At 73.3% G+C, this 20,133-nt stretch carries 24 protein-coding genes; 13 read left to right on the top strand and 11 right to left on the bottom strand.

Going from position 1 to position 20,133, the window contains the following annotated elements; genetic code table 11:
• Positions 1-165: 165 nt before the first annotated feature.
• Genes BSB02_RS35145 through BSB02_RS35120 form a run of 7 tightly spaced genes read right to left on the bottom strand, consistent with a single transcriptional unit; the run spans position 166 to position 5,048 of the window.
• The gene (locus tag BSB02_RS35145; RefSeq protein ID WP_206185050.1) at positions 166-1,362 is read right to left on the bottom strand and encodes an RNA polymerase sigma factor; all 1,197 of its coding nucleotides are present in this window, start codon (positions 1,360-1,362) and stop codon (positions 166-168) included.
• Between the two features lie 10 nt (positions 1,363-1,372).
• A complete protein-coding gene (locus tag BSB02_RS35140; RefSeq protein ID WP_084965322.1) occupies positions 1,373-1,741 on the bottom strand; it encodes a YciI family protein in 369 nt (122 codons plus the stop codon).
• A complete protein-coding gene (locus tag BSB02_RS35135) occupies positions 1,723-2,532 on the bottom strand; it encodes a putative protein N(5)-glutamine methyltransferase (RefSeq protein WP_084965321.1) in 810 nt (269 codons plus the stop codon). Before BSB02_RS35135 ends, BSB02_RS35140 begins: the two co-directional genes overlap by 19 nt.
• Positions 2,529-2,687, bottom strand: coding sequence for a hypothetical protein (locus tag BSB02_RS40870; protein ID WP_158088826.1), 159 nt, complete (start codon positions 2,685-2,687; stop codon positions 2,529-2,531). The genes BSB02_RS35135 and BSB02_RS40870 overlap by 4 nt, the downstream gene beginning before the upstream one ends.
• Before the next feature lie 56 nt (positions 2,688-2,743).
• Complete coding sequence (gene add, locus BSB02_RS35130) at positions 2,744-3,700, bottom strand: adenosine deaminase (RefSeq protein WP_084965320.1); 957 nt, start codon at positions 3,698-3,700, stop codon at positions 2,744-2,746.
• A complete protein-coding gene (locus tag BSB02_RS35125; protein WP_084965319.1) occupies positions 3,697-4,017 on the bottom strand; it encodes a hypothetical protein in 321 nt (106 codons plus the stop codon). Before BSB02_RS35125 ends, add begins: the two co-directional genes overlap by 4 nt.
• Positions 3,954-5,048, bottom strand: a complete 1,095-nt coding sequence (locus BSB02_RS35120; protein WP_240506941.1) for a winged helix DNA-binding domain-containing protein — start codon at positions 5,046-5,048, stop codon at positions 3,954-3,956. Before BSB02_RS35120 ends, BSB02_RS35125 begins: the two co-directional genes overlap by 64 nt.
• 98 nt (positions 5,049-5,146) lie before the next feature.
• Here BSB02_RS35120 and BSB02_RS35115 point away from each other — a divergent pair, with 98 nt between their 5' ends.
• The 8 genes from BSB02_RS35115 to BSB02_RS35085 all read left to right on the top strand — a co-directional run bounded on the left by BSB02_RS35115 (position 5,147) and on the right by BSB02_RS35085 (position 12,462).
• Positions 5,147-6,085 carry a tyrosine-type recombinase/integrase gene (locus BSB02_RS35115; protein WP_084965317.1) on the top strand — a complete coding sequence of 313 codons (939 nt, stop codon included), beginning with the start codon at positions 5,147-5,149 and terminating at the stop codon, positions 6,083-6,085.
• 33 nt (positions 6,086-6,118) lie between these two features.
• Entirely contained in the window at positions 6,119-6,886 is a 768-nt protein-coding gene (locus tag BSB02_RS35110; RefSeq protein WP_084965316.1) for a MerR family transcriptional regulator, read from the top strand.
• Positions 6,883-7,755: a hypothetical protein gene (locus BSB02_RS35105; RefSeq protein WP_084965315.1), complete on the top strand. Its 873-nt coding sequence runs from the start codon at positions 6,883-6,885 to the stop codon at positions 7,753-7,755. The genes BSB02_RS35110 and BSB02_RS35105 overlap by 4 nt, the downstream gene beginning before the upstream one ends.
• Positions 7,752-8,465: a YciI family protein gene (locus BSB02_RS35100; protein ID WP_084965314.1), complete on the top strand. Its 714-nt coding sequence runs from the start codon at positions 7,752-7,754 to the stop codon at positions 8,463-8,465. The genes BSB02_RS35105 and BSB02_RS35100 overlap by 4 nt, the downstream gene beginning before the upstream one ends.
• Positions 8,462-8,617, top strand: a complete 156-nt coding sequence (locus tag BSB02_RS40865; protein ID WP_158088825.1) for a hypothetical protein — start codon at positions 8,462-8,464, stop codon at positions 8,615-8,617. Before BSB02_RS35100 ends, BSB02_RS40865 begins: the two co-directional genes overlap by 4 nt.
• Positions 8,614-9,840, top strand: coding sequence for an RNA polymerase sigma factor (locus tag BSB02_RS35095; protein WP_084965313.1), 1,227 nt, complete (start codon positions 8,614-8,616; stop codon positions 9,838-9,840). Before BSB02_RS40865 ends, BSB02_RS35095 begins: the two co-directional genes overlap by 4 nt.
• 319 nt (positions 9,841-10,159) lie before the next feature.
• The gene (locus tag BSB02_RS35090; RefSeq protein WP_084965347.1) at positions 10,160-10,810 is read left to right on the top strand and encodes a lysophospholipid acyltransferase family protein; all 651 of its coding nucleotides are present in this window, start codon (positions 10,160-10,162) and stop codon (positions 10,808-10,810) included.
• A gap of 44 nt (positions 10,811-10,854) precedes the next feature.
• Positions 10,855-12,462 carry a penicillin-binding transpeptidase domain-containing protein gene (locus BSB02_RS35085; protein WP_084965312.1) on the top strand — a complete coding sequence of 536 codons (1,608 nt, stop codon included), beginning with the start codon at positions 10,855-10,857 and terminating at the stop codon, positions 12,460-12,462.
• 24 nt (positions 12,463-12,486) lie between these two features.
• Here the strand turns inward: BSB02_RS35085 and BSB02_RS35080 are convergent, their stop codons facing one another.
• Positions 12,487-12,801, bottom strand: coding sequence for a DUF3040 domain-containing protein (locus BSB02_RS35080; RefSeq protein WP_084965311.1), 315 nt, complete (start codon positions 12,799-12,801; stop codon positions 12,487-12,489).
• A 138-nt stretch (positions 12,802-12,939) separates the two neighbouring features.
• Positions 12,940-14,115 carry an aminotransferase class V-fold PLP-dependent enzyme gene (locus BSB02_RS35075; protein ID WP_338064371.1) on the bottom strand — a complete coding sequence of 392 codons (1,176 nt, stop codon included), beginning with the start codon at positions 14,113-14,115 and terminating at the stop codon, positions 12,940-12,942.
• Between the two features lie 56 nt (positions 14,116-14,171).
• Here BSB02_RS35075 and BSB02_RS43210 point away from each other — a divergent pair, with 56 nt between their 5' ends.
• Both BSB02_RS43210 and BSB02_RS35070 read left to right on the top strand, forming a co-directional pair.
• Positions 14,172-14,306 carry a hypothetical protein gene (locus BSB02_RS43210; RefSeq protein WP_276206384.1) on the top strand — a complete coding sequence of 45 codons (135 nt, stop codon included), beginning with the start codon at positions 14,172-14,174 and terminating at the stop codon, positions 14,304-14,306.
• Positions 14,307-14,529: 223 nt separating this feature from the next.
• A complete protein-coding gene (locus BSB02_RS35070) occupies positions 14,530-15,834 on the top strand; it encodes a glycosyltransferase family 4 protein (protein ID WP_169729469.1) in 1,305 nt (434 codons plus the stop codon).
• Here BSB02_RS35070 and BSB02_RS35065 read toward each other — a convergent pair.
• On the bottom strand, positions 15,825-16,754 hold the full coding sequence (locus BSB02_RS35065) for a S1C family serine protease (protein ID WP_206185049.1): 930 nt from the start codon (positions 16,752-16,754) through the stop codon (positions 15,825-15,827). The two genes, BSB02_RS35070 and BSB02_RS35065, sit on opposite strands and share 10 nt — an antisense overlap.
• Before the next feature lie 111 nt (positions 16,755-16,865).
• On the opposite strand from BSB02_RS35065, the gene BSB02_RS35060 reads away from it, so the two are divergent.
• From BSB02_RS35060 to BSB02_RS40210, 3 genes are all read left to right on the top strand, one after another.
• Positions 16,866-17,570: an HNH endonuclease family protein gene (locus BSB02_RS35060; RefSeq protein WP_206185048.1), complete on the top strand. Its 705-nt coding sequence runs from the start codon at positions 16,866-16,868 to the stop codon at positions 17,568-17,570.
• Positions 17,571-17,827: 257 nt separating this feature from the next.
• A complete protein-coding gene (locus BSB02_RS35055; protein WP_158088824.1) occupies positions 17,828-19,051 on the top strand; it encodes a DUF4158 domain-containing protein in 1,224 nt (407 codons plus the stop codon).
• Positions 18,963-19,376 carry a hypothetical protein gene (locus BSB02_RS40210; protein ID WP_143591572.1) on the top strand — a complete coding sequence of 138 codons (414 nt, stop codon included), beginning with the start codon at positions 18,963-18,965 and terminating at the stop codon, positions 19,374-19,376. The genes BSB02_RS35055 and BSB02_RS40210 overlap by 89 nt, the downstream gene beginning before the upstream one ends.
• Before the next feature lie 126 nt (positions 19,377-19,502).
• On the opposite strand, the gene BSB02_RS35050 is transcribed toward BSB02_RS40210, so the two are convergent.
• Positions 19,503-19,943 (bottom strand): hypothetical protein, encoded by a 441-nt coding sequence (locus tag BSB02_RS35050; RefSeq protein WP_084965308.1) that lies wholly within the window; start codon positions 19,941-19,943, stop codon positions 19,503-19,505.
• Between the last annotated feature and the right edge of the window lie 190 nt (positions 19,944-20,133).

The raw sequence follows: 20,133 nt of genomic DNA, 5'->3' as shown, positions 1-20,133 counted from the left end.
TGCTGGAGGAGCGGCGCGCAGTCCCCGCACGGCCTGGCCGCCTTCCTGGGCGCGCTGGAGGCCGGCTTCACCGTGCTGGACCCGCCACACCTGTACCGCCTGGCCGACCGCTACGCCCGCGCGGCGCGGTGACCGGCCCGTAAGTGACCGTCAACGCGGGGGCCGTCACGCCTGGGCGGCGGCGCGCCGCAGGAAGTCCTGCTCGGCGGCGTTGCCGGTGCGTTCCAGCGCCGCCTGGTAGGCGCAGGTCGCCTCCGCCGTACGGCCCAGCCGGCGCAGCAGGTCGGCGCGGACGGCGTGGAACAGGTGGTAGCCGTCCAGGTCCAGCTCCTCGACCGCCTCCAGGCCCGCCTGGGGGCCGTGGACCTCGGCGAGGGCCACGGCCCGGTGCAGCGCCACCACCGGGGTGGGGGTGAGGGCCAGCAGCTGGTCATACAGCTGCAGGATCTGGCCCCAGTCGGTGTCGGCGGCCCGGGCGGCGTCGCTGTGGACGGCGGCGATGGCCGCCTGGATCTGGTAGGGGCCCGGCCGGCCCAGCCGCAGGCAGCGCCGTACCAGCTGCTGCCCTTCGGCGATCATCTCGCGGTCCCAGCGGCCGCGGTCCTGTTCGGCCAGGCGGACCAGCCGGCCGTGGTGGTCGGTGCGGGCGGCGCGGCGGGAGTGCTGCAGCAGCATCAGCGCCAGCAGCCCGGTCACCTCCGGCTCGCCGGGCATCAGCTCGGCCAGCAGCCGTCCCAGCCGGATCGCCTCGGCGCACAGTTCCTCGCGCACCAGCCGCTCTCCCGCGGAGGCCGCGTATCCCTCGTTGAAGATCAGGTAGACGACGGCCAGGACGGCCCGCAGCCGTTCGGGCAGATCGGCCTGGCCCGGCACCCGGTAGGGGATGCGGGCCTGGCGGATCTTGGCCTTGGCGCGCACGAGCCGTTGGGCCATCGTGGCTTCGGGCACCAGGAAGGCGCGGGCGATCTCGGCGGTGCTCAGCCCGCCCAGCAACCGCAACGTCAGCGCCACCCGGGCCGGCATCGCCAGCGCCGGATGGCAGCAGGTGAACATCAGCCGCAGCCGGTCGTCGGGGATCGGGCCCTGCTCGCCGGGGTCGTCCTGGGCGTGCAGGAGGGCGGCCTGGGCGTGGCGATCGTCGCGGGAGGCCTCGCGCCGCAGCCGGTCGATGGCGCGGCGGCGGGCGGTGGTGATGATCCATCCGGCGGGGCTGGGCGGCATGCCGTCGGCCGGCCAGCGCCGCACCGCGGCGGCGAAGGCCTCCTGCACGGCCTCCTCGGCCAGGTCCAGGTCGCCGAAGACGCGGGTCAGGACCGCCACGGCCCTGCCGTACTCCTCCCGGAAGACCTGCTCGATGTCCATCACTCGTCCGTCAGGTGTGGATCTGGCGCACCTCGATCGGCAGGGTGACGGCGCGGGCGAGGTCGGCCGCCCACGCCAGCGCGGCCTGCCGGTCGGGCGCCTGGATGACGGTGAAGCCGCCGATGTGCTCCTTGCCCTCGGCGTAGGGGCCGTCGGTGGCCAGGACCTCCTCTCTGATGATCTTGCCCTTGGCCTGGCCGGTGGCCGGGCGCAGGACGGTGGCCTGCTCGGCGGGGTGCAGCCCGGCGGCGAACACCCACACGCCGGCGCTCTTGGCCTGCCGCTCCCACGCGCCGACGCGGTCCATCACCTCCCGCAGCTGCTCGTCGGGCGGCGGGTCGCCGTCGGGCTGGATGATGCTCAGCAGGTAGCGGTCCATGGGGTCCTCCTCTCCGCGGTCTTCGTCGCCACCACGGCGGCGGCCAGGTCGTCCTCGACGTGGGCCCGTGCGGCCAGGTGGTGCCCGGCGGCGATCCTGGCCGCTTGGTGGGCCTGGTGGGGGCCGGTCTCGGCCAGCAGCACGCCGCCGGGAGCCAGCCAGGAGTGCGCCCCGGCCAGGACGCGGCGCACCACCTGCAGCCCGTCGGCGCCGCCGTCCAGGGCCAGGTGCGGCTCGTGCAGCCGTGCTTCGGCGGGCAGCAGCGCGATGGCGCCGGTGGGGACGTAGGGGGCGCTGACCACCAGCACGTCGATGCGGCCGCGCAAGCCGGCGGGCAGCGCGCCGTACAGGTCGCCCCGGTGGACCTGCCCGCCGCAGGCGGCCAGGTTGCGGCGGGCGCAGCGTACGGCGGCCTCGTCCAGGTCGGCGGCGTGCAGTTCGATGCCGGGGACGGCGGCGGCCAGCGCGGCGCCGATCGCGCCGGAGCCGCAGCACAGGTCCACCACCACGGCCCCCGGCGCGGTGCGGGCGACGGCGTGGCGCAGCAGGAACTCGCTGCGGCGGCGCGGCACGAACACGCCCGGCTCGACCGCCAGGCGCAGCCCGCCGAACTCGGCCCAGCCCAGCACGTGTTCCAGCGGCTCGCCGGCGGCGCGGCGCTCGATCATGGTCTCCAGCTCGCCGCGGCCGGGGGCGGCCTCCAGCAGCAGGGCGGCCTCTTCTTCGGCGAAGACGCATCCGGCCTGCCGCAGCCGGGCGGCGACCTGGTCGCCCAGGCGGGGCGTGGTCACAGGCGGCCCGCCCGCATCCCCGCGTGGCGCCGCGCGGCACTGCGGCAGGCCTGCCGGTCGCCGGCCGTCTCCAGCGGATGAGCGCGTACGGCGGCGTCGATCGGCGCCTCCCGCGCGGCGTTCCCGCAGGCGTCGATCGTCGGCATGTGCTTCATCCTGTCCATCGTAGGGGCGGGGTGATCGCAGGAGGGCTGGGCGACCGGCCCGCTGTTCACGCGGGCGGCTGCTCCAGCCACCGGTCGATCTCGCCGAGGAGCCGCTCCTTGAGCTCGGCGGAGGCGAAGCTCGCCGCCACCCCGGCCCTGGCCAGCGCCGCCAGCTCGGCGTCGCCGTACCCGAAGACGTCTCTGACCCGCTCGTACTCCCCCGTCAGCGTGGTCTCGCCGTCGGTGTTGAGCGTGACCGCCAGCCCGGCCTCCACCAGGCGCGGCAGCGGATGCTCGGCGTAGGAGGGCACCATGCCCAGCAGCACGTTGGAATACGGGCACACCTCCAGCGGGATGCCCCGCTCGCGCAGCCCGGCCACCAGCTCGGGGTCTTCCAGCACCCGGAAGCCGTGGCCGATGCGCTCGGCGTGGCCCAGCTCCAGCGCCTCCCGCACGCTGGCCGGGCCCGCACCCTCGCCGGCGTGGTGGACCAGGTGCACCCCGGCCTCGCGGGCGGCGTCGAGCACCTCGGCGAAGGGCGCCAGCGGGTAGCGCTCGTCGCCCGCCAGCCCGATCCCGGCCACCTCCGGATAGCGCACGGCCAGCTTGAGCGTCTGCCACAGCCGCTCCACGCTTTGGCGGCGGGAGTGGTCCAGCAGCACCCGGGTGTGAATCCCGTGGCGGGCCGAGCCCTCGGCCAGGCCCTCCAGCACCGCCTCCAGCGGCATCTCCATCTGGCCCAGCCGTTCGCCGTGGGAGGCGGCGGTGAAGGTGACCTCCACATACCGCACGCCCTGGGCGGCCTCGTCGGCGCAGAACTCCTCGGCGATGCGCCGGAAGTGCTCGGGCGTGCGCAGCAGCCGCCGCACCGCGCCGCGCTCCTCACCGAACTCGCGGAAGTCGGCGAAGGGCCGATCGCGCACCACCGGCCGGCCGCCCAGCGCGCGGATCGTCTCGGGGCGGACGGTGGCCTCCAGGTGGGTGTGCAGGTGGGCCTTGGGCAGCAGCCGCAGGTCCCTCATGAGGCCAGCTGCCGGACGTAGGCGGCGGCCTCGGTCATCGCCCTGCGCCACAGCGTCTCGTCCGGCTGCGGCAGCTCCACCCACTCGCGCATCGTGCGGGCGCCCATGACGACCTGGCGGGCGGCGCCCTGCGAGGTCAGCTCGGCCACCCGCTCGGCGGGCAGCTTGACCACCAGGCCCTCGCCCTTGGACAGGAAGGCATATACCTTGCCCTCCACTGTCAGCCCGTCGCCGCGCAGCATCGTGCCCAGGCTCACCTCGGGCCTGGCCAGTTGCTCGGCGGCCAGCTCGTCGAACAGTTCGCGTGCTCGTGCCATGTGATGGACGCTCCTTGCATGCCGGTGAAGGCGAGCAGGCGCGCGCCTTCCTCCTCCAGCTCTCCCATCGTCTCATCGGGCAGCGGGTCGAACGGCAGCAGGTGCAGCGCGCCGTCGTGAATATTCCAGATGCCGCCGACAGTTCCGTCCACCAGGAAGGTCGGGTAGACGATCGCGCCGACGCACACCCGGGACCGCGCCTGGTCGCTCATCACCCTGGTGCGGTCGGCGTAGGCGACCATGAGGTTGTCGAACCACGGCAGGAACCGCACCGGGGCCGGGGTGTCGGGGTCGGCCGGCGGCGCGTCGGGCAGGTCATACAGCTTGCCGTGGCGGCGCAGCGGCATGGCCTCCATCACCTCGCGCAGCCGCGTCAGGCCCGACCAGGCCTGCACGTCCATGACGGTGGCCGGGCCGAAGGCGGCCAGGTAGCGGGTGACGAGCCGCTCGACGGGCGGCGCGGCCTCCAGCGGCCGGCCCAGCCACTCCTCGGCCAGCGTGAAGGGGGTGGCGCCGTAGCGGTTCCAGGTGCCGTTGGGCGGCACGTGCACCAGCGGCAGCACCGACTGGGCCGACCAGCCCAGCGCCAGGCGCTCGATGTGCGGCCAGCGCTCGGCCAGCAGCGTGGCCAGCTGGGGCCGGGTGAGGGTCTGGCCGGTCAGGTGCTTGCGGGCCACGCGGGCCAGCTCCTCCAGGTCCAGCCCGCGCGTGACCCGGCCGAAGGCCGCCTGCCGCGAGCGCCGCATGGGGGCGTCCATCAGCGGCCGCAGCCACAGGTAGTCCTCGGCGGCCGTCAGGTGCTGGGTGGCGCGCAGCAGCGAGGAGCGCACCACCTGCCTGCCGTACAGCAGGCCGGTCAGCTCCTCGTGGGTGAAGGACTCCAGCCGCGACCACAGGCCGATGTACGGGGGGTTGGGTTCTTGTCCCTGCAGCGCCACCAGGTGGCGCACCGCCTCCAGCGGCGTCATGGCCGAGCGGCGCAGCAGCAGCTGGCGCTGCAGGGTGGTGCGGTTGAGCGTCCTGAGATCCATGACGCCCACGCTAGAGGCCATCGCGGCAGGGTTCGTTCCGCGATTCGGCGGCGGGTTCACCGCAGCCTGTCGCCGCCCGGTCTGGCATGATCGGCGGCGTGAGCCTGCCAGCGCTGCCCGCCCAACCGGTCCGCGACCCCTACCACGTCTACCTCGACTCGCTCACCAGCCCCGAGTCCCGCCGTACCATGCGCGGCTGCCTGGACCGCATCGCCCGCATCCTCACCGGCGACCCCGCCGCGAGCGGCGCCGGCCTGCCCTGGCACCGGCTGCGCTATGAGCACACCGTCCGCATCCGCACGATCCTCACCGAGCAGGGCTGGTCGGCCGCCTACGTCAACAAGCACCTGGTGGCGCTGCGGCGCGTGCTGAAGGAGGCCTGGCGGCTGGGGCTGCTGGCGGCCGAGGACTACGCCCGCGCCACCGACCTGGCCCCGGTACGGCAGGCGCGGCTGCCGGCCGGCCACCACATCCCCCCGGAGGTGGTCGGGGCGGCGCTGGCGGCGTGCGAGGAGTCCCCGGCGGGGGTGCGCGACGCGGCGCTCATCGCGGTGCTGTACTCCACCGGCTGCCGCCGCTCGGAGATCGCCGGGCTGCGGCTGGCCGACTACGACCCGGCGGCGCGCAGCCTGCGGGTGCGGGGCAAGCGGGACAAGGAGCGGCTGGTGTACCTGACGGCCGAGGCCGTCGGGCTGGTGGAGCGCTGGCTGGCGGTGCGGGGCGAGCACCCCGGGCCGCTGTTCGGCCCCTTCACCAAGGCCGGCACGCTGCGCCCGCGCCCCTTGAGCGGCCAGGGCATCGCCGACATCCTCACCCGGCGGCTCGGCCAGGCCGGGGCGCCCCGCCGTACCGCCCACGACTTCCGCCGCACCTTCATCGGCGAGCTGCTGGACGCCGGGGTGGACCTGGCCACCGCGCAGGCGCTGGTGGGGCACTCCTCCCCGGCCACCACGGCCCGCTATGACCGGCGCCCGGAAAAACGCCGCCGCGAGGCCGTGGACCGCCTGCGCCTGCCCGCCCCCCGCCCGCTGGCTTGACCTTGACGCGGCGTCAACGTCTTTGATGGCCTCATGCGGATCGGAGAACTCGCCGCGCTGGCCGGGGTGTCCACGCGCGCCGTACGCCACTACCACCACCTGGGGCTGCTGCCCGAGCCCGGACGCCTGGCCAACGGCTACCGCTCCTACGGCCTGCGCCACGCGGTGGAGCTGGCCAGGATCCGGCGGCTGAGCGAGCTGGGCCTGTCGCTGGAGGAGGTGCGCGACGTGCTGGCCGACGACCGGGGCAGGGACCTGCGCGAGGTGCTGGCGGAGCTGGAGGCCGACCTGGCCCGCCAGGAGGAACAGATCCGGGCGCGGCGGGCCCGCATCGCCCAGCTGCTGGCCCGCGAGGAGCTGCATCCGGACGACCCGGTCTCCCCCGACATGGCCGAGCTGTTCGGCCGCCTGCCCCGCCCGGCCGGCGGGCTGCTGGCCCGCGAGCGGGAGTGGCTGGCGCTGCTGGATGTCGCCGCCTCCCCCGACGACCGGCGCGAGCTGGCCCGCCTGCTGGGCGAGCTGGCCGACGACCCGGCCTACGTGGAGCGGGTGCACCGGGTGTACGGCATGCTGGACCAGGTCTGCCAGGCCGGCGACCCGCGCATCCCCGGCCTGGCCGAGGAACTGCTGGCCCTGGTCCCGCCCGGCGCGGACGTGCCCGGCGGGCAGGTGCTGGAGCACTCCTTCGCCCGGGCGTTCCTGGCCGATCTGACCCCCGGGCAGGCGGAGGTCCTGCGCCGCGTCTTCGACCTGGCCGCCCGGCGGGCCGCCGGCCCTTCCGCGGGCCGGGAGGACGGATGACCGCCGGTGACCAGGGCGTCGTGAAGGCCGCCCGCATCGTGGCGGCCGCCGCGATCCCCGCCGAGCTGGCCGTGCTGGCGCTGCCGGCCGCCGGCGTGCGGCTGCCCGCCCCGGCGCCGGCCATAGCCGAGCTGGCGATCCTTCTCGTGGCGGCCTTCGAATGCTGGGTGCTGGCCCGGCTGGTGCGGACCGCCCGCCGCGGCGGGCTGTCGCGCCGCGAGGCCCTGGCGGCGGCGCTGCGGCAGGCGGTGCCCGTCGCGGTGCGGCGGCTGCTCGCCCACGAGGCCAGACTGCTGGCGAGCCTGGGCTACTGGCTGGCCCGCCGCCGCCACGGCGTGCGGCCGGGCGAGCAGGCCTTCGCCTACACCGGCGGCCAGGGCGCGACCATGCTGCTGTTCCTTTTCGCCACCCTCGTGGAGGGCGGAGTGCTGCACGTCCTGGTCCCCTGGCCGGCCGTGAGAGGGGTGCTGCTGGTCCTGCACGTCTACAGCGCCGTCCTGATCGCCGGCATGATCGCCGCCTGCCGGGTGCGGCCCCACGTGGTCGGCCCCGGCGAGGTGCGCATCCGCTACGGCGCCGCCTTTGACCTGCGCATTCCCCGCCACCTCATCGCCGCCGCCCGCGGCGGCCACACCATCCACGACGGCGGGCTGGTGCGCCTGGCCGGCGGGCGGCTCGACCTGGTCGTCTCCGCCCAGACCAACCTCATCCTGGAGCTGGCCGAGCCCGTCACCGTCACCCGGCCGCTGGGCCGTACCGGACAGGCGAGCATCATCCGGATCTGGGCCGACCGGCCGCGAGATTTTCTCCGCGCCCTGTCGATTCCCTCGCCCGGCGCCCGTCATGGTGGTGAAAGGAGGCACACATGAAATATCTGTTGCTGTGCGTCGGGGACGAGGCGCCCTGGGCGCAGGCCGGGCCGCAGGAGCGCAAGGCGATCTACGAGCAGTGGGGCGCCTACACCGCGATGCTGCGCGCGCGGGGGGCCGAGCGGGGCGGCAACGAGCTGGCCCACTCCTCCACCGCCACCACCATCCGCAAGAGCGGCGGCCAGGTGCTCATCACCGACGGCCCCTACGCCGAGACCGTCGAGCAGATCTCCGGCTACGTGCTGATCGAGGCCAGGGACCTGCAGGAGGCCCTGGAGCTGGCCAAGGCCCAGCCGGGCGATGTGGAGATCCGGCCCGTCATGGACACCGGGCCGGACATCCCGCCCGGCGACAACCCCGGCGGCGTGCGCTACGCCCTGCTCATCTACGGCGATGAGAGCGCCTGGGAGCAGGCCGGGCCCGAGGACGCCGAGCGGGCCATGAAGGCGCACGGCGACTACACCGCCCTGCTGCGCGAGCGCAACGCCTACCTGGGCGGGGAGGCGCTGCAGCCGTCGGCCACGGCGTTGACGGTGCGCAAGAAGGACCGGGAGGTGATGGTCACCGACGGGCCGTTCGCCGAGACCGTCGAGCACCTGGGCGGCTACTACGAGATCGCCGCCCGCGACCTGGATGAGGCGATCGAGCTGGCCAAGGCGCTGCCGGAGGACATCGTCGAGGTCCGCCCGGTGGTGGAGTACCAGGGATGAGCGGCGGGGACCGGGGCGGCGGGCCGGGGATGAGCGGCGGGGACCGGGGCGGCGGGCCGGGGATGAGCGGCGGGGACCGGGGCGGCGGGCCGGGGATGAGCGGCGGGGACCGGGGCGGCGGGCCGGGGATGAGCGGCGGGGATCGGGGATGAGCCAGGTCGAGCAGGCCTACCGGGAGCACTGGGCGCGCCTGCTCGCCCTGCTCACCGCCGAGCTGCGCGACCTGGACCTGGCCGAGGAGTCGCTGCAGGACGCCTTCGCCGCGGCGGTGCGCGCCTGGCCGCCGGTCCCGGCCAACCCGCCCGCCTGGCTGCTGACCGCGGCCAGGCGGCGGGCGGTGGACCGGCTGCGGCGCGAGGCCGTGGCGCGGCGCCGCCTGCCGCTGCTGATCATCGGCGAGGAAGCCGGCGACGAACCCGACGGCGAGGAGCCCGGTGGTGAGCTGCCCGACGAGCGGCTGCGGCTGATCTTCACCTGCTGTCACCCGGCTCTGGCGATGGAGGCCCGGGTGGCGCTGACGCTGCGCTGCGTGGGCGGCCTGACCACCCGCCAGATCGCCCGCATGTTCCTGGTCAGCGAGCCGACCATGGCCGCCAGGATCACCCGCGCCAAGAAGAAGATCAGCCAGGCCGGCATCCCCTACCGGGTGCCGTCCGGGCCGGAGCTGGCCGAGCGGCGCGACGGCGTGCTGGCCGTGCTGTACCTGATCTTCACCGAGGGGTACGCGGCCACCGAGGGCGAGCAGCTGATCCGCCGCGAGCTGGCCGCCGAGGCGATCGCCCTGGCCGGCCTGCTGGTGGAGCTGATGCCCGCCGACAGCGAGGTGCGGGCGCTGGCGGCGCTGATGATGCTGCACCACGCCCGCCGCGACGCCCGTACCGACGGCCGCGGCCGGCTGGTGCGGCTGGCCGAGCAGGACCGCTCCCGCTGGCACCGGCCGGAGATCGAGCGCGCCCTGGCCCTGCTGCGGCCCGGCCCGCCCGGCCCCTACCTGCTGCAGGCCGCCATCGCCGCCGAGCACGCCACCGCGGCCGGTGCCGCCGACACCGACTGGCGGCAGATCGCCGCCCTGTACGGCATGCTGGAGGAGCTGACCGGCTCGGCGGTGGTGCGGCTCAACCGGGCGGTGGCGGTGGCCGAAGCCGAGGGCCCGCAGGCCGGGCTGGACCTGCTGGCGGGCCTGGAGCTGCCCGGCTACCGGCTGCTGCCGGCCACCCGCGCCGAGCTGCTGCGCCGCCTGGGCCGCGCCGAGGAGGCCATGGCCGAGTACGGCAGGGCCCTGGAACTGGCCGGGACCGTGCAGGAGCGGGAGTTCCTGCTACTGCGCCGCGACTCGCTGGGCCGGGACTCGTTGGGACGGCAAACCCCCAGCTAGAGGCGGGTCTGCTCGGCCAGGATCCCGACAATGGCCCGGCCAAGGACGGGCAATCGCCGGCCCCGGGTGGAATAGCATCCCCCGGATGTCCGTTAGAGTGCAGTGGCCGCTGTGGTCTGTGTCCCCCGGGCCGCAAATCACCGCCTTCACGGAATACCGTTCGGCTGGAGCCGTGTTGTGCCTTTCGCCGAGGAGGCGACCGCCACAGCGGCCTTGATCGTCGCAGGGCCCCACCATGCCGGTGGGGCCCTGCCGTATCGCGTGCCTTAAGGTGGTGGCGCCGTCCACGACACCGGGAGAAGTCGCGTTGCTGTATCAGATGGTCAAGTTCGTCGCCGCGCCGCTGGCCCACCTGATGTGGCGGCCGCACCTGTCGGGCGCGGCCCACGTGCCCGCCAAGGGTCCGGCGATCCTGGCCGCCAACCACCTGTCGGTCATCGACTCCTTCCTGCTGCCGACGCTGCTGCCGCGGCATGTGACCTTCACCGCCAAAAACGAGTACTTCAGCGGCAACCCGCTCTCCCAGTGGTTCATGCGCCTGGGCGGCAGCCTGCCGATCGACCGCGACAGCGCCCTGTCGGCGCAGGAGATGCTGGAGGGCGCCGCCGAGCTGCTGGAGCGCGGCGAGCTGTTCGGCATCCACCCCGAAGGCACCCGCTCGCCCGACGGGCGGCTGTACCGCGGCAAGGTCGGCGTGGCCTGGCTGGCCCTCAAGACCGGCGCGCCGGTGCTGCCGGTGGCGCTGTCGGGCACCGACAAGGCGCTGCCGGCCGGCGCCAGCCTGCCCCGCCCGGCCACCATCGGCATCAAGATCGGCGCGCCGATGCGGTTCGAGGGCCGCCACACCGACGCCCGCGACCGCCGCCGCGTCACCGACGAGATCATGGCGGCCATCCAGAAGCTGTCCGGCCAGGAGTACGTGCCCCGCTACGCCGCAAGCGTCAAAGCCCGGACAAACGGTGCTTCCTAGCCGCTAGGCTCGGGGACGCTGCCGACACCTCAGGGGGAAGACCAGTGGCGCGTGGCCGGACCGTCGCGATCGTGGCCGGGGCGAGCGTGCTGGCGGTGGCGGCCGCCGGCGGGGGCGCCTACTACCTGCTGCACACCCGCGGCACGCCCCAGGAGACCGCCCGCCGTTTCGCCGCCGCCTGGGAACGCGGCCAGACCGCCGCCATGGCCGCCGAGCTGGCCGCCCCGCAGTCCCTGCTGGCCTACGACCAGCAGCGCAAGGCCCTCGGCGTCCAGTCCGTCAAGATCGTCCTCGGTGCGGCCGCCGAGGGCGACGGCCGCGCCAGCGTCCCCTACACCGCCACCTACACCCTGGCCGACGTGGGCGCCTGGACCTACCGCGGCAGCATCGACCTGAAGGTGCACGAGCGGCACTGGAAGGTCGACTGGAAGCCGGCCACGCTGCACCCGGCCATGACCTCCGCGGCGCAGGCCTTCTCCCTCAAGACCCGCTGGCCGCAGCGGGCGCCCATCACCGATACCACCGGCGCCCGCATCGACACCGCCGACCCCGGCAGCTCCCTGGGCCAGCTGGTGGGCTTCCTGGACAAGGCCACCGCCAAGGACGTGGCCCGCCTCGGCTCCTCCTACCGGGCCGGCGACCCGGTCGGCCGCGCCGGCCTGCAGGCCACCTTCCAGCGCCGCCTGGCCGGCACCCCCACCACCGAGATCCGGCTGGGCGAGAAGGTGCTGGCGACCATCGAGGGCCGGCGGGGCGAGCCGCTGCGCACCACCATCGACCCGCGCGTCCACGCCGCCGCCGTGCAGGCCATCCGCGTGGTGGGCAAGCCCGCCTCGCTGGTGGCGCTCAAGCCCTCCACCGGCGGCGTGCTGGCGGTGGTCAACAACCGCGGCGACATGAACCGCGCCCTGGACGGCCAGTACGCCCCCGGCTCCACCTTCAAGGCCGTCACCGCCCTGGGGCTGCTGCAGGCCGGCATGCGGCCCGGCGACCGGGTCGGCTGCCCGAAGTACGTCACCGTCGGCGGGCTGAAGATCCGCAACTCCGAGCACGCCGAGTACGGCTCGCTGACCTTGTCGGACGCCTTCGCCCACTCCTGCAACACCACCTTCGCCCCGCTGGCCCGCGACCGGCTCGGCGCCGAACGGCTGCGCCAGGCCGCCGAGCTGGTGGGCTTCAACCAGCCGCTGGCCATCGGCGTGCCGGCCCGCCAGCCCAGCTTCCCGCCGGCCGCCTCCGACGCCGAGCTGGCCGCGGCCTCCTTCGGCCAGGCCCGCCTGATCGCCACGCCGCTGAGCATGGCCGCGGTGGCCGCCGCCGTGGCCGAGGGCACCTGGCGCCCGCCCACGCTGGTGGAGGGCCGCCCGCAAAAGGCCCAGCCGCGCCGCCTGCCGCAGGAAGCGGTGCAGGCGCTGCGGCCGATGATGGCCGCCGTGGTCACCAAGGGCACCGCCAAGGACGCCGGGCTGCCGGCCGGCACCCGCGGCAAGACCGGCACCGCCGAATACGGCAACCCCGTCCAGGGCAGCCACGCCTGGTTCATGGGCTTCCGGGGCGACCTGGCCTTCGCGGTGATCGTGGAGGGCGGCGGCGGAGGCGGCAAGGTCGCCGCGCCCGTGGCCGCCGACTTCCTGCGCGCCCTGGACGCCTGACCCGCACCCCCGGGCCCCGGGTCGTCAGGTGGTGAGCGTCAGGCTGTGGTCATCCAGCGGCGCGGGCGCCGCCGGCAGGGCGGCCAGGGCCGCCGCCTCGTGCCGCAGCACCATCACCAGCAGGGTCGCCACCAGCGTCGCGATCAGCAGCCAGCTCACCAGGATGATCACCGTGGAGCGGCGGGGCCTGCCCCGGGGCCGCCCGCCGCGGGCCCGTTCCTCGCTGCGCCCGGCTCGCCTGTTGAAGGACTCCAGCCGCGCCACCAGCCGTGGATCCTCCTCGACGAGGTGCTGCTCGATCTGCGCGAGCAGCCGCTCCTCGTCCTGCGACCAGGCCATGCTGCACCTCCGGAACGCAAGCTCTGTGCCGACGTTCTGCCCAACACTGAAGATCATTAGCCTCCCTGTGGGCCGGTATTTGCGCCGCCTTGACCTCACCCCACACCGAACTGGTCTTCGATCTCTTGGTGCCGGTTCCTAGCCGGCCCGGCCCGCCGTCCCCGCCAGCGCCTCCGCCAAAACCTCCAGCTCCCGCTCGGTGGTGTAGTAGTGGACCGAGGCCCGCACGGCCGAGGGCACCGCGTGCGGATCCAGCCGCTGGTGGGCGCTGTCGGTGGCGCTGACGTTGATGCCGCGCGCCCGCAGCGCGGCCTTCACCTCACCCGCCTGCCGCCCCGCCACGGTGAAGGTCACGATGCCGCACCGCACCGCGCCCCGGTCCAGCACCCGTACCCCCGGCACCTGCTCCAGCAGCCCGCGCAGCCGCTCCCCCAGCCCCGCTACGCGCTGCCAGATTCGCTCCATCCCCAGCGCGGCGGCGTAGTCGGCGGCCACGCCCAGCGCGATCTGCCCGGCGACATAGCGCTCCCAGTTCTCAAAACGGCGCGCGTCCGGCCGCACCTCATAACGGTCGGGCCCTACCCAGGTGGCGGCGTGCAGGTCCAGCAGCGGCGGCTCCAGCTCCCCCAGCACCTCCCGCCGGACATACAGAAAACCCGTGCCGCGCGGCCCGCGCAGGAACTTGCGGCCGGTGGCCGAGAGCATGTCGCAGCCGATCGCACGCACGTCCACCGGCAGCTGCCCCACCGACTGGCAGGCATCCAGCAAGAACAGCACGCCGGCCTCCCGGCACAGCCGCCCCACCTGCTCGGCCGGGTTGACCAGCCCGTTGTGGGTGGGCACGTGGTTGATCGCCACCAGGCGCACCCCGCCGCGCGCCAGCGAGTCCTGCAGCGCCTCCAGCGACAGCTGGCCGGAGGCGTCGTCGGGCAGCACCTCCACCTCCACGCCGCGCTGCAGGAAGGCGATCGCGTTGCTGGCGTACTCGCTGGTGGTGGTCACCACCCGCTCGCCGGGGGCGAAGCGGATGCCGTAGAAGGCCATGTCCCAGGCGCGGGTGGCGTTCTCGGCGTAGGCGATCTCCTCCCGATTTGCGCCGATCAAGGCGGCGACCGCGTCGTAGAAACGCTCGACCGCCTGCTCGGCCCGGTCGTAGGCCTCATAGCCGCCGATGCGCGCCTCCAGCGCCAGATGACCGGTCAGCGCGTCGATGACCGGCTGGGGCATCAGGGCGGCCCCGGCGCTGTTGAGGTGCACGACCTCCCGGCACCCCGGGGTCTCCTGACGCACTTTGTCGACATCAATGCCCATCATGGGTATTTCCTCCACGGTGTCCCTCTCGGACGCCATCATCACCAACGGGGGGAATCATGCCAGAACACACAAAGAAGCCGACCAAATCCGGTAAGCCCGCCACGTCGGGCAAGGCGAAGAAGGCCGCCATCAAATCATCCAGAGCCACCAAAGCCGCCAAGAAACAGCAGGCCAACCCCGCCGACCAGTAACCCCGGACCCCAAGCCGGATAATCCGCCATCCACGCCGTACGCCCGCATGCAACCAAAGTCGATCATTCGGCGTCTAAAAGGGCGACAGCGGGGCAACAGCCACGGGGAACGACGGCTCACCCCGCCAACCACGGCACGGCCGGTGGCGAGCACCGCTCGCCACCGGCCACACGCTGTTCGACGAGGGACACGACACAAGGGGGGCCTCCAGCGGTGCGCGCAATGGCACGCAAGGGCAAGGCAGCAGTCCGGCGCCTGTACAACGGGATCAACCGCAGACGGGCCCGCAAAGCCCCGCCGCCCTCCATCCAGCAGGTCCGCTACCTGATCCTGCACGCCTACGGCATGGGAGGCACCATCCGCACCATCTTCAACCAGGCCGGCTACCTGGCCTCCCGCGGCTACGACGTCGAGATCGTCTCGGTGGTCAAGGAAGCCGAACAGCCCTTCTTCCCCATCGACTCGCGCGTGCGCTTCCGCTTCCTGGACGACCGCACCACCCCCGCCACCGGCCTGCGCGCCCGCCTGTCCCGGCTGCCCAGCCGGCTCATCCCCGAAGAGGAGAGCGCCCACCACCGCTTCACCCTGTGGACCGACCTCCGGCTGGCCCGCTACCTGCGCTCGCTGGACACCGGCGTGCTCATAGCCACCCGGCCCGGCCTCAACCTGGTCATGGCCCAGCTCACCCCGCCCGGCGTCATCACCATCGGCCAGGAACACGTCGCCTACCGCACCCAGCCGGAAAGCGTCCAGGCGCTCATCCGCTGGCGCTACCGCCGCTTCGACGCCCTGGTCACCCTCACCAAGGCCGACCTGCGCGACTACCGCGACGCCCTGACCAAGAAACCCAAAAAACTCATCCGCATCCCCAACGCCATCCCGCCCATGACCGGCGGCCTGGCCAAACTCGACGCCAAAGTCGCCGTCGCCGTGGGCCGCCTGACCCGCATCAAGGGCTTCCACCGCCTCATCAACGCCTGGCAGCAGGTCGCCGCCCGCCACCCGGACTGGCAACTGCGCATCTACGGCGCCGGCCCCCAAGAGGACAACCTGCGCGCCCAGATCGCCGAACTCGGCCTGGACGGCAAGGTCGCCCTCATGGGCCCCACCGACGACGTCGGCGCCGAACTGGAGAAGGCCTCCATCTACGTCATGAGCTCCCGCCACGAGGGCTTCCCCATGACGATCCTGGAAGCCATGGCCAAGGGCCTGGCCGTGGTCAGCTTCGCCAGCCCCCACGGCCCCAAAGAGATGATCACCCACGAGTTCGACGGGCTGCTGGTCAAACCCCGCACCGAAGACAACCTCGCCGCCGCCATCAACCAGGTCATCGAAGATGAGGACCTGCGCCGCGACCTGGCCGCCGGCGCGCTGGAGACCGCCAAGTCCTACGACCTGGCCGCCGTGGGCGCCCAATGGGAGGCCCTGCTGCAGGAACTGCTGGCCCGCCGTACCGGCACCTACATCAAACCGGACAAACCCACCGACCCCGCCGCCGAGTCTCCCGCCGAGCCCGCTCAGGACTGAACCGACAGCTCCACCGGCTCGGCGATCACATCCACCAGCGCGCCGTTGCGATACACCGTGATCGGCAACGGCCGCCCGATCGCCTCGGCGAACATCAGCCGCTGCAGGCTCTGAGCGTCCCCCACCGGCCTGCGGCCCGCGCTGAGCACCACATCGCCGGCCCGCAACCCGGCCCGCTCAGCCGGCGAGCCCGGCACCACCTCCACCACCCGCAGCGCCTCGGCCTGGCCGGTGCGCCGCCGCAGCTGCTCCGGCAGCGGCGCCGGCGAGGTCACCAACCCCAAAAACGCCCGCCGCACCCGCCCGTCACGGATCAACGCCGCGATGATCGCGCGGGTGGTGGAGTTCACCGGCACCGCCAGCCCCACCCCGATCCCGGCCACCGCGGTGTTGATCCCCACCACCCGCGCCCGGGCATCAGCCAGCGCCCCGCCGGAATTGCCGGGATTGAGCGCCGCATCGGTCTGGATCACATCCTCGATCAGCCGCACGGCCGACCCGCTGCGCGCCGGCAGCGACCGCCCCAGGCCCGAGACCACCCCCGCCGTCACCGACCCCGTCAACCCCAAAGGATTGCCCACCGCCACCACCAGCTGGCCCACCACCAGCTCGTCGCTGTCCCCCAGCCGGGCCGGCTCCGGCGTGGGCACCTGCGCCCGGATCACCGCCAGATCCGACAGCGGGTCACGCCCCACCACGGTGAACTCCCCCGAACTGCCGTCGGCGAAAGCCACCGTCCCCGCCCGCGAACCGCCCACCACATGCGCATTGGTCAGCAAAAACCCGTCCGCGGTGAACACCACCGCCGACCCGCTGCCCCGCCCGGCCCGCACCAGCGCCACCTTGCCCAGCAGCTCCGCGGCCACCGAGGAGACGATCTGAGAGTAGGCGTCGAGAGGATCCGCCATGACCACCTCCACCTGCTTACACCATTACACGCTAACTCCCCTCGGGTCCATCCGCGGGTACGGCCCGCCCCCTGGACGGCACAGCCCCGCCTCACCGACACTCAAGCCTGAAGGGAGGCGCCCTTGAGCACCCGCGACGCGATCGCCCTCCTCGCCGGCACCGTCATGATCGTCTCGCTCCTCGGCCACACCGAAGCCACCCCCCCCACCCCCCCCCCCACCCCCGCCAGCCCCCTGGCCAACACCGACGGCACCCGCCCCGGCCTGGCCCCCCTCACCACCAGCGCCGACCGCCGCCACGCCCGCACCCTCATCCACCGGCTCCCCACCCGCCGCATGGGCCCCAAAACCGGCTACACCCGCCGCCACTACGGCAAGAACTGGACCGACGCCGCACCCGGCGTCCCCTACGCCCGCAACGGCTGCCGCACCCGCGACGACCTCCTCACCCGCGACGGCACCGACCTGCGCAAAAACGGCTGCCACGTCACCGCCCTGCACTTAGACGACCCCTACACCGGCCGCCGCCTCACCCGCCCCTCCGACATCCAGGTCGACCACGTCATCCCCCTGTCCTACGCCTGGCGCATGGGCGCCCGCCACTGGCCCAAACCCAAACGCCTCGCCTTCGCCCAAGACCCCCTCAACCTGCTGCCCGTCCACGGCGAAGCCAACGAGGCCAAAGACGGCTCAGGCCCCGCCGCCTGGCTCCCCCCGCAACGCCGCATCCGCTGCTCCTACGCCGTGCGATGGGCCCAGGTCGCGCTCAAGTACGACCTCCCCGTCACCCCGGCCGACAAGGCCACCATGCTCGCCCAATGCCGCTAGGCCGCCGTCCCACCCTGACGCGGGTCAAGGTCATGGATGACATTCCGAGGGTTCAGCGGGCGCGTGCGGGCGCACAGAGAAAACGGCAGCGCGTCAAGACCCCAGAACTCCACGGGCGTACGGCTAACGCGCGGCCGGCCAGTCGAAACGGGGGTATGACGAGCATCCGAACGAAAAGTCCCGTTAGTAGAAGCCGCAGCTCACTATTTGATCTTCCGCTCGTCCTGCTTGCCTGGCCTGCCCTACCTTCGGCGGCTATGCCGGTTGAGTTCTTGAGTGATGGTGAGGCGGCCGCCTACGGCCGGTTCTCGGGTGCTCCGTCGCAGGCGGAGCTGGAGCGGTTCTTCTACCTGGACGACGTGGATCGGGCGCTGATCGCCGAACGGCGCGGGACACACGCCCGCCTCGGCCTCGCCCTCCAGCTGACGACAGCGCGTTACGTCGGGCGCTTTCTGACCGACCCGCTGGACGTGCCCGAGGAGGTGCTGGTGTACCTCGGCGAGCAGCTCGGGATCGAGGATGTCTCGCAGATCAGCCAGTACAGCCAGCGGCGCAGCACCCCGTTCGAGCACCAGGAGGCGATCCGCAAGGGATACGCGCTGAAGGAGTTCTCCCAGGCGGAGGCGGATTTCATCGTGTGGGCGAGCGCGCGGGCCTGGAACACCGGCGACGGCAAGAAGACGATCTTCTATGACGGGGTGACGTGGCTGCGCACCACCAAGGTGCTGCTCCCGGGTGTGATCACACTGGCCCGGCTGGCCCGGCTGGTCGCCCGGGTGCGGGATGAGGCCACCGACCGTCTCTATGACACGCTGCGCGGGGTGCTGTCGCCGCGGCAGCGGGTGATCCTGGAGATGCTGCTGGAGGCGCCCGAGGGCAGGCGGGCCTCGGGCCTGGAGCGCTGGCGCAAGGGCCCGGCGGTGCCCTCGGGCAGGAATCTGGACAAGGCGCTGGAGTGCGCTGCGGAGATCCTCGGAGTGGGGCTGCGGGTGATGCCGCTGCCGCCGGAGGTGCCGCACCGGCGGATGGTCGATTTGGCGCGGTACGGCATGCAGGCCACGGCGACCGTTTTGCGCCGCCATGGGCCCTCCCGCCAGCTTGCCACGTTGCTGGCCACGGTGATCTATCTGGAGGGCAAGGCGGTCGACGATTGCCTGGAGACGCCGGATCTGCTGGTCACCACCGAGCTGGTCGGTAAGGCCGAGACCGCGACCGACAAGGAGCGGGTAGGCCAGCGTCCGAAGCTGGCCAAGCACTCGGCCACGCTCGCCGCGGCGGACCTACCGGCAGCGCGGCGCGTTCATCGGCTACGTGGAGCAGGCCCGGCAGATGGCCGAAGCCAAGAAAGACTTCCCGTGGCTCGCCGAAGCGCCGTCGCACACGCTCCAGCAGATGAAGGCCGACTTCGATCGGCAGCGCAGCCGGATCTTCGCGGGGACCGGTGTGCGGCAGAGCCGCAAGGAATCCAAGGTCAGCCCTGATGAGAAGGCGGTGCTCGCGGAGCTGCGCGAGATCGCCGCCCAGCGTGCCCAGGTCTTGGACGAGATCGCCGCCGAGCTGGAGAAGCTGAAGCCCAAGCAGGTGCCGTTCGATCAGGCCCGCGCGGCCGCCAAGGCGGCGGGCCGGCGGAAGAAACTGCCGGTCAGCGCGGCCGAGCAGAAGCTCCGGAACCGGATCGCGGCGTTGCAGCGCGATCGGGCCTACGTGGATGGCACGGTATGGCGCGATCGGGAGGAGGGCCGCAATGCCGAAGCGGTCTGGGCCACCTGCCACGACCCGGAGACGTTCGACTCCAACGACTGGTGAGCCTCACCGCGGAAGCGGCGGCTTGAACAGCCGGACCGTGGCGGAACGCGCCTTGGCCATCCGCTCGCGCAGATGGCGCACCGACTGGCTGGTAGTCCCCGATCCGCCCGTCTGCAGCAGATCCGGTCAGGACCGGAGCTGTGGCGCGGCAGCGGAGTCCGCGGCCGTGGGGGGCGTGAGGGCCAGGTTGGCGTCGACCCACTGGATGAACTTCAGCGGGGAGCCGTCGAAGTGGGCGCGGACGCGGGCCTGCATGGCGCGGACGTCGTGGCCGGGCAGGAAGTCGCGGTCGGTGTTCTGCGCGCAGCCGCAGTGGCACGGCCGCATCAGGTAGGCGGCTTCTTCGGGCAGGTCGCAGTAGCCGACCGGGTTCTGCGAGCCGTTGGTGACGGGGTCGAGTGCGCCGAGGTAGGCGTCGCGGACGGGGTGTCCGGCCGCCAGCGGCTCACCCTCCAGGGCGATCCGGTCGTCGTGGACGCTGAACCCGGTCACCTGCGCGACGGCGCGGACGACGCCTTCGCCGACGATGAGCGCGAAGCGTTGCCGGGCGGCCTTGTCGGCGCTCATCCGCCACACTCCCCGGCCTGCCTGCCACGCCTCCGACTCGGTCATCCGGGGGAAGTACCCGACATGCGTCCATCCGGCCCTCGGTGGAGTGCAGCCGGATGTAGATCACCGGCTCGACGCGGTTCCGGGCCACCTCGGCGATCGTCTGAGAGCCTGCTGACGAAGGGTTTGGTCGGTACGGCCGAGTTGG

Source organism: Thermoactinospora rubra (genome assembly GCF_002093975.1).
GTDB classification, from domain to species: domain Bacteria; phylum Actinomycetota; class Actinomycetes; order Streptosporangiales; family Streptosporangiaceae; genus Nonomuraea; species Nonomuraea rubra_A.
This window is presented reverse-complemented; position numbering and strand designations above follow the sequence as displayed.

What these genes read in the sequence shown, in the direction of transcription:
- BSB02_RS35070 (WP_169729469.1), top strand. Translation starts at nt 14,530, where the DNA reads ATGGCACGCAAGGGCAAGGCAGCAGTCCGGCGCCTGTACAACGGGATC.
- BSB02_RS35125 (WP_084965319.1), bottom strand. Translation starts at nt 4,017, where the DNA reads ATGGCACGAGCACGCGAACTGTTCGACGAGCTGGCCGCCGAGCAACTG.
- BSB02_RS40870 (WP_158088826.1), bottom strand. Translation starts at nt 2,687, where the DNA reads ATGAAGCACATGCCGACGATCGACGCCTGCGGGAACGCCGCGCGGGAG.
- BSB02_RS35145 (WP_206185050.1), bottom strand. Translation starts at nt 1,362, where the DNA reads ATGGACATCGAGCAGGTCTTCCGGGAGGAGTACGGCAGGGCCGTGGCG.
- BSB02_RS40210 (WP_143591572.1), top strand. Translation starts at nt 18,963, where the DNA reads ATGAAGGCCGACTTCGATCGGCAGCGCAGCCGGATCTTCGCGGGGACC.
- BSB02_RS40865 (WP_158088825.1), top strand. Translation starts at nt 8,462, where the DNA reads ATGAGCGGCGGGGACCGGGGCGGCGGGCCGGGGATGAGCGGCGGGGAC.
- BSB02_RS43210 (WP_276206384.1), top strand. Translation starts at nt 14,172, where the DNA reads ATGCCAGAACACACAAAGAAGCCGACCAAATCCGGTAAGCCCGCCACG.
- BSB02_RS35050 (WP_084965308.1), bottom strand. Translation starts at nt 19,943, where the DNA reads ATGAGCGCCGACAAGGCCGCCCGGCAACGCTTCGCGCTCATCGTCGGC.
- BSB02_RS35095 (WP_084965313.1), top strand. Translation starts at nt 8,614, where the DNA reads ATGAGCCAGGTCGAGCAGGCCTACCGGGAGCACTGGGCGCGCCTGCTC.
- BSB02_RS35105 (WP_084965315.1), top strand. Translation starts at nt 6,883, where the DNA reads ATGACCGCCGGTGACCAGGGCGTCGTGAAGGCCGCCCGCATCGTGGCG.
- add (WP_084965320.1), bottom strand. Translation starts at nt 3,700, where the DNA reads ATGAGGGACCTGCGGCTGCTGCCCAAGGCCCACCTGCACACCCACCTG.
- BSB02_RS35090 (WP_084965347.1), top strand. Translation starts at nt 10,160, where the DNA reads ATGGTCAAGTTCGTCGCCGCGCCGCTGGCCCACCTGATGTGGCGGCCG.
- BSB02_RS35075 (WP_338064371.1), bottom strand. Translation starts at nt 14,115, where the DNA reads ATGATGGGCATTGATGTCGACAAAGTGCGTCAGGAGACCCCGGGGTGC.
- BSB02_RS35110 (WP_084965316.1), top strand. Translation starts at nt 6,119, where the DNA reads ATGCGGATCGGAGAACTCGCCGCGCTGGCCGGGGTGTCCACGCGCGCC.
- BSB02_RS35140 (WP_084965322.1), bottom strand. Translation starts at nt 1,741, where the DNA reads ATGGACCGCTACCTGCTGAGCATCATCCAGCCCGACGGCGACCCGCCG.
- BSB02_RS35120 (WP_240506941.1), bottom strand. Translation starts at nt 5,048, where the DNA reads ATGGATCTCAGGACGCTCAACCGCACCACCCTGCAGCGCCAGCTGCTG.
- BSB02_RS35080 (WP_084965311.1), bottom strand. Translation starts at nt 12,801, where the DNA reads ATGGCCTGGTCGCAGGACGAGGAGCGGCTGCTCGCGCAGATCGAGCAG.
- BSB02_RS35055 (WP_158088824.1), top strand. Translation starts at nt 17,828, where the DNA reads ATGCCGGTTGAGTTCTTGAGTGATGGTGAGGCGGCCGCCTACGGCCGG.
- BSB02_RS35100 (WP_084965314.1), top strand. Translation starts at nt 7,752, where the DNA reads ATGAAATATCTGTTGCTGTGCGTCGGGGACGAGGCGCCCTGGGCGCAG.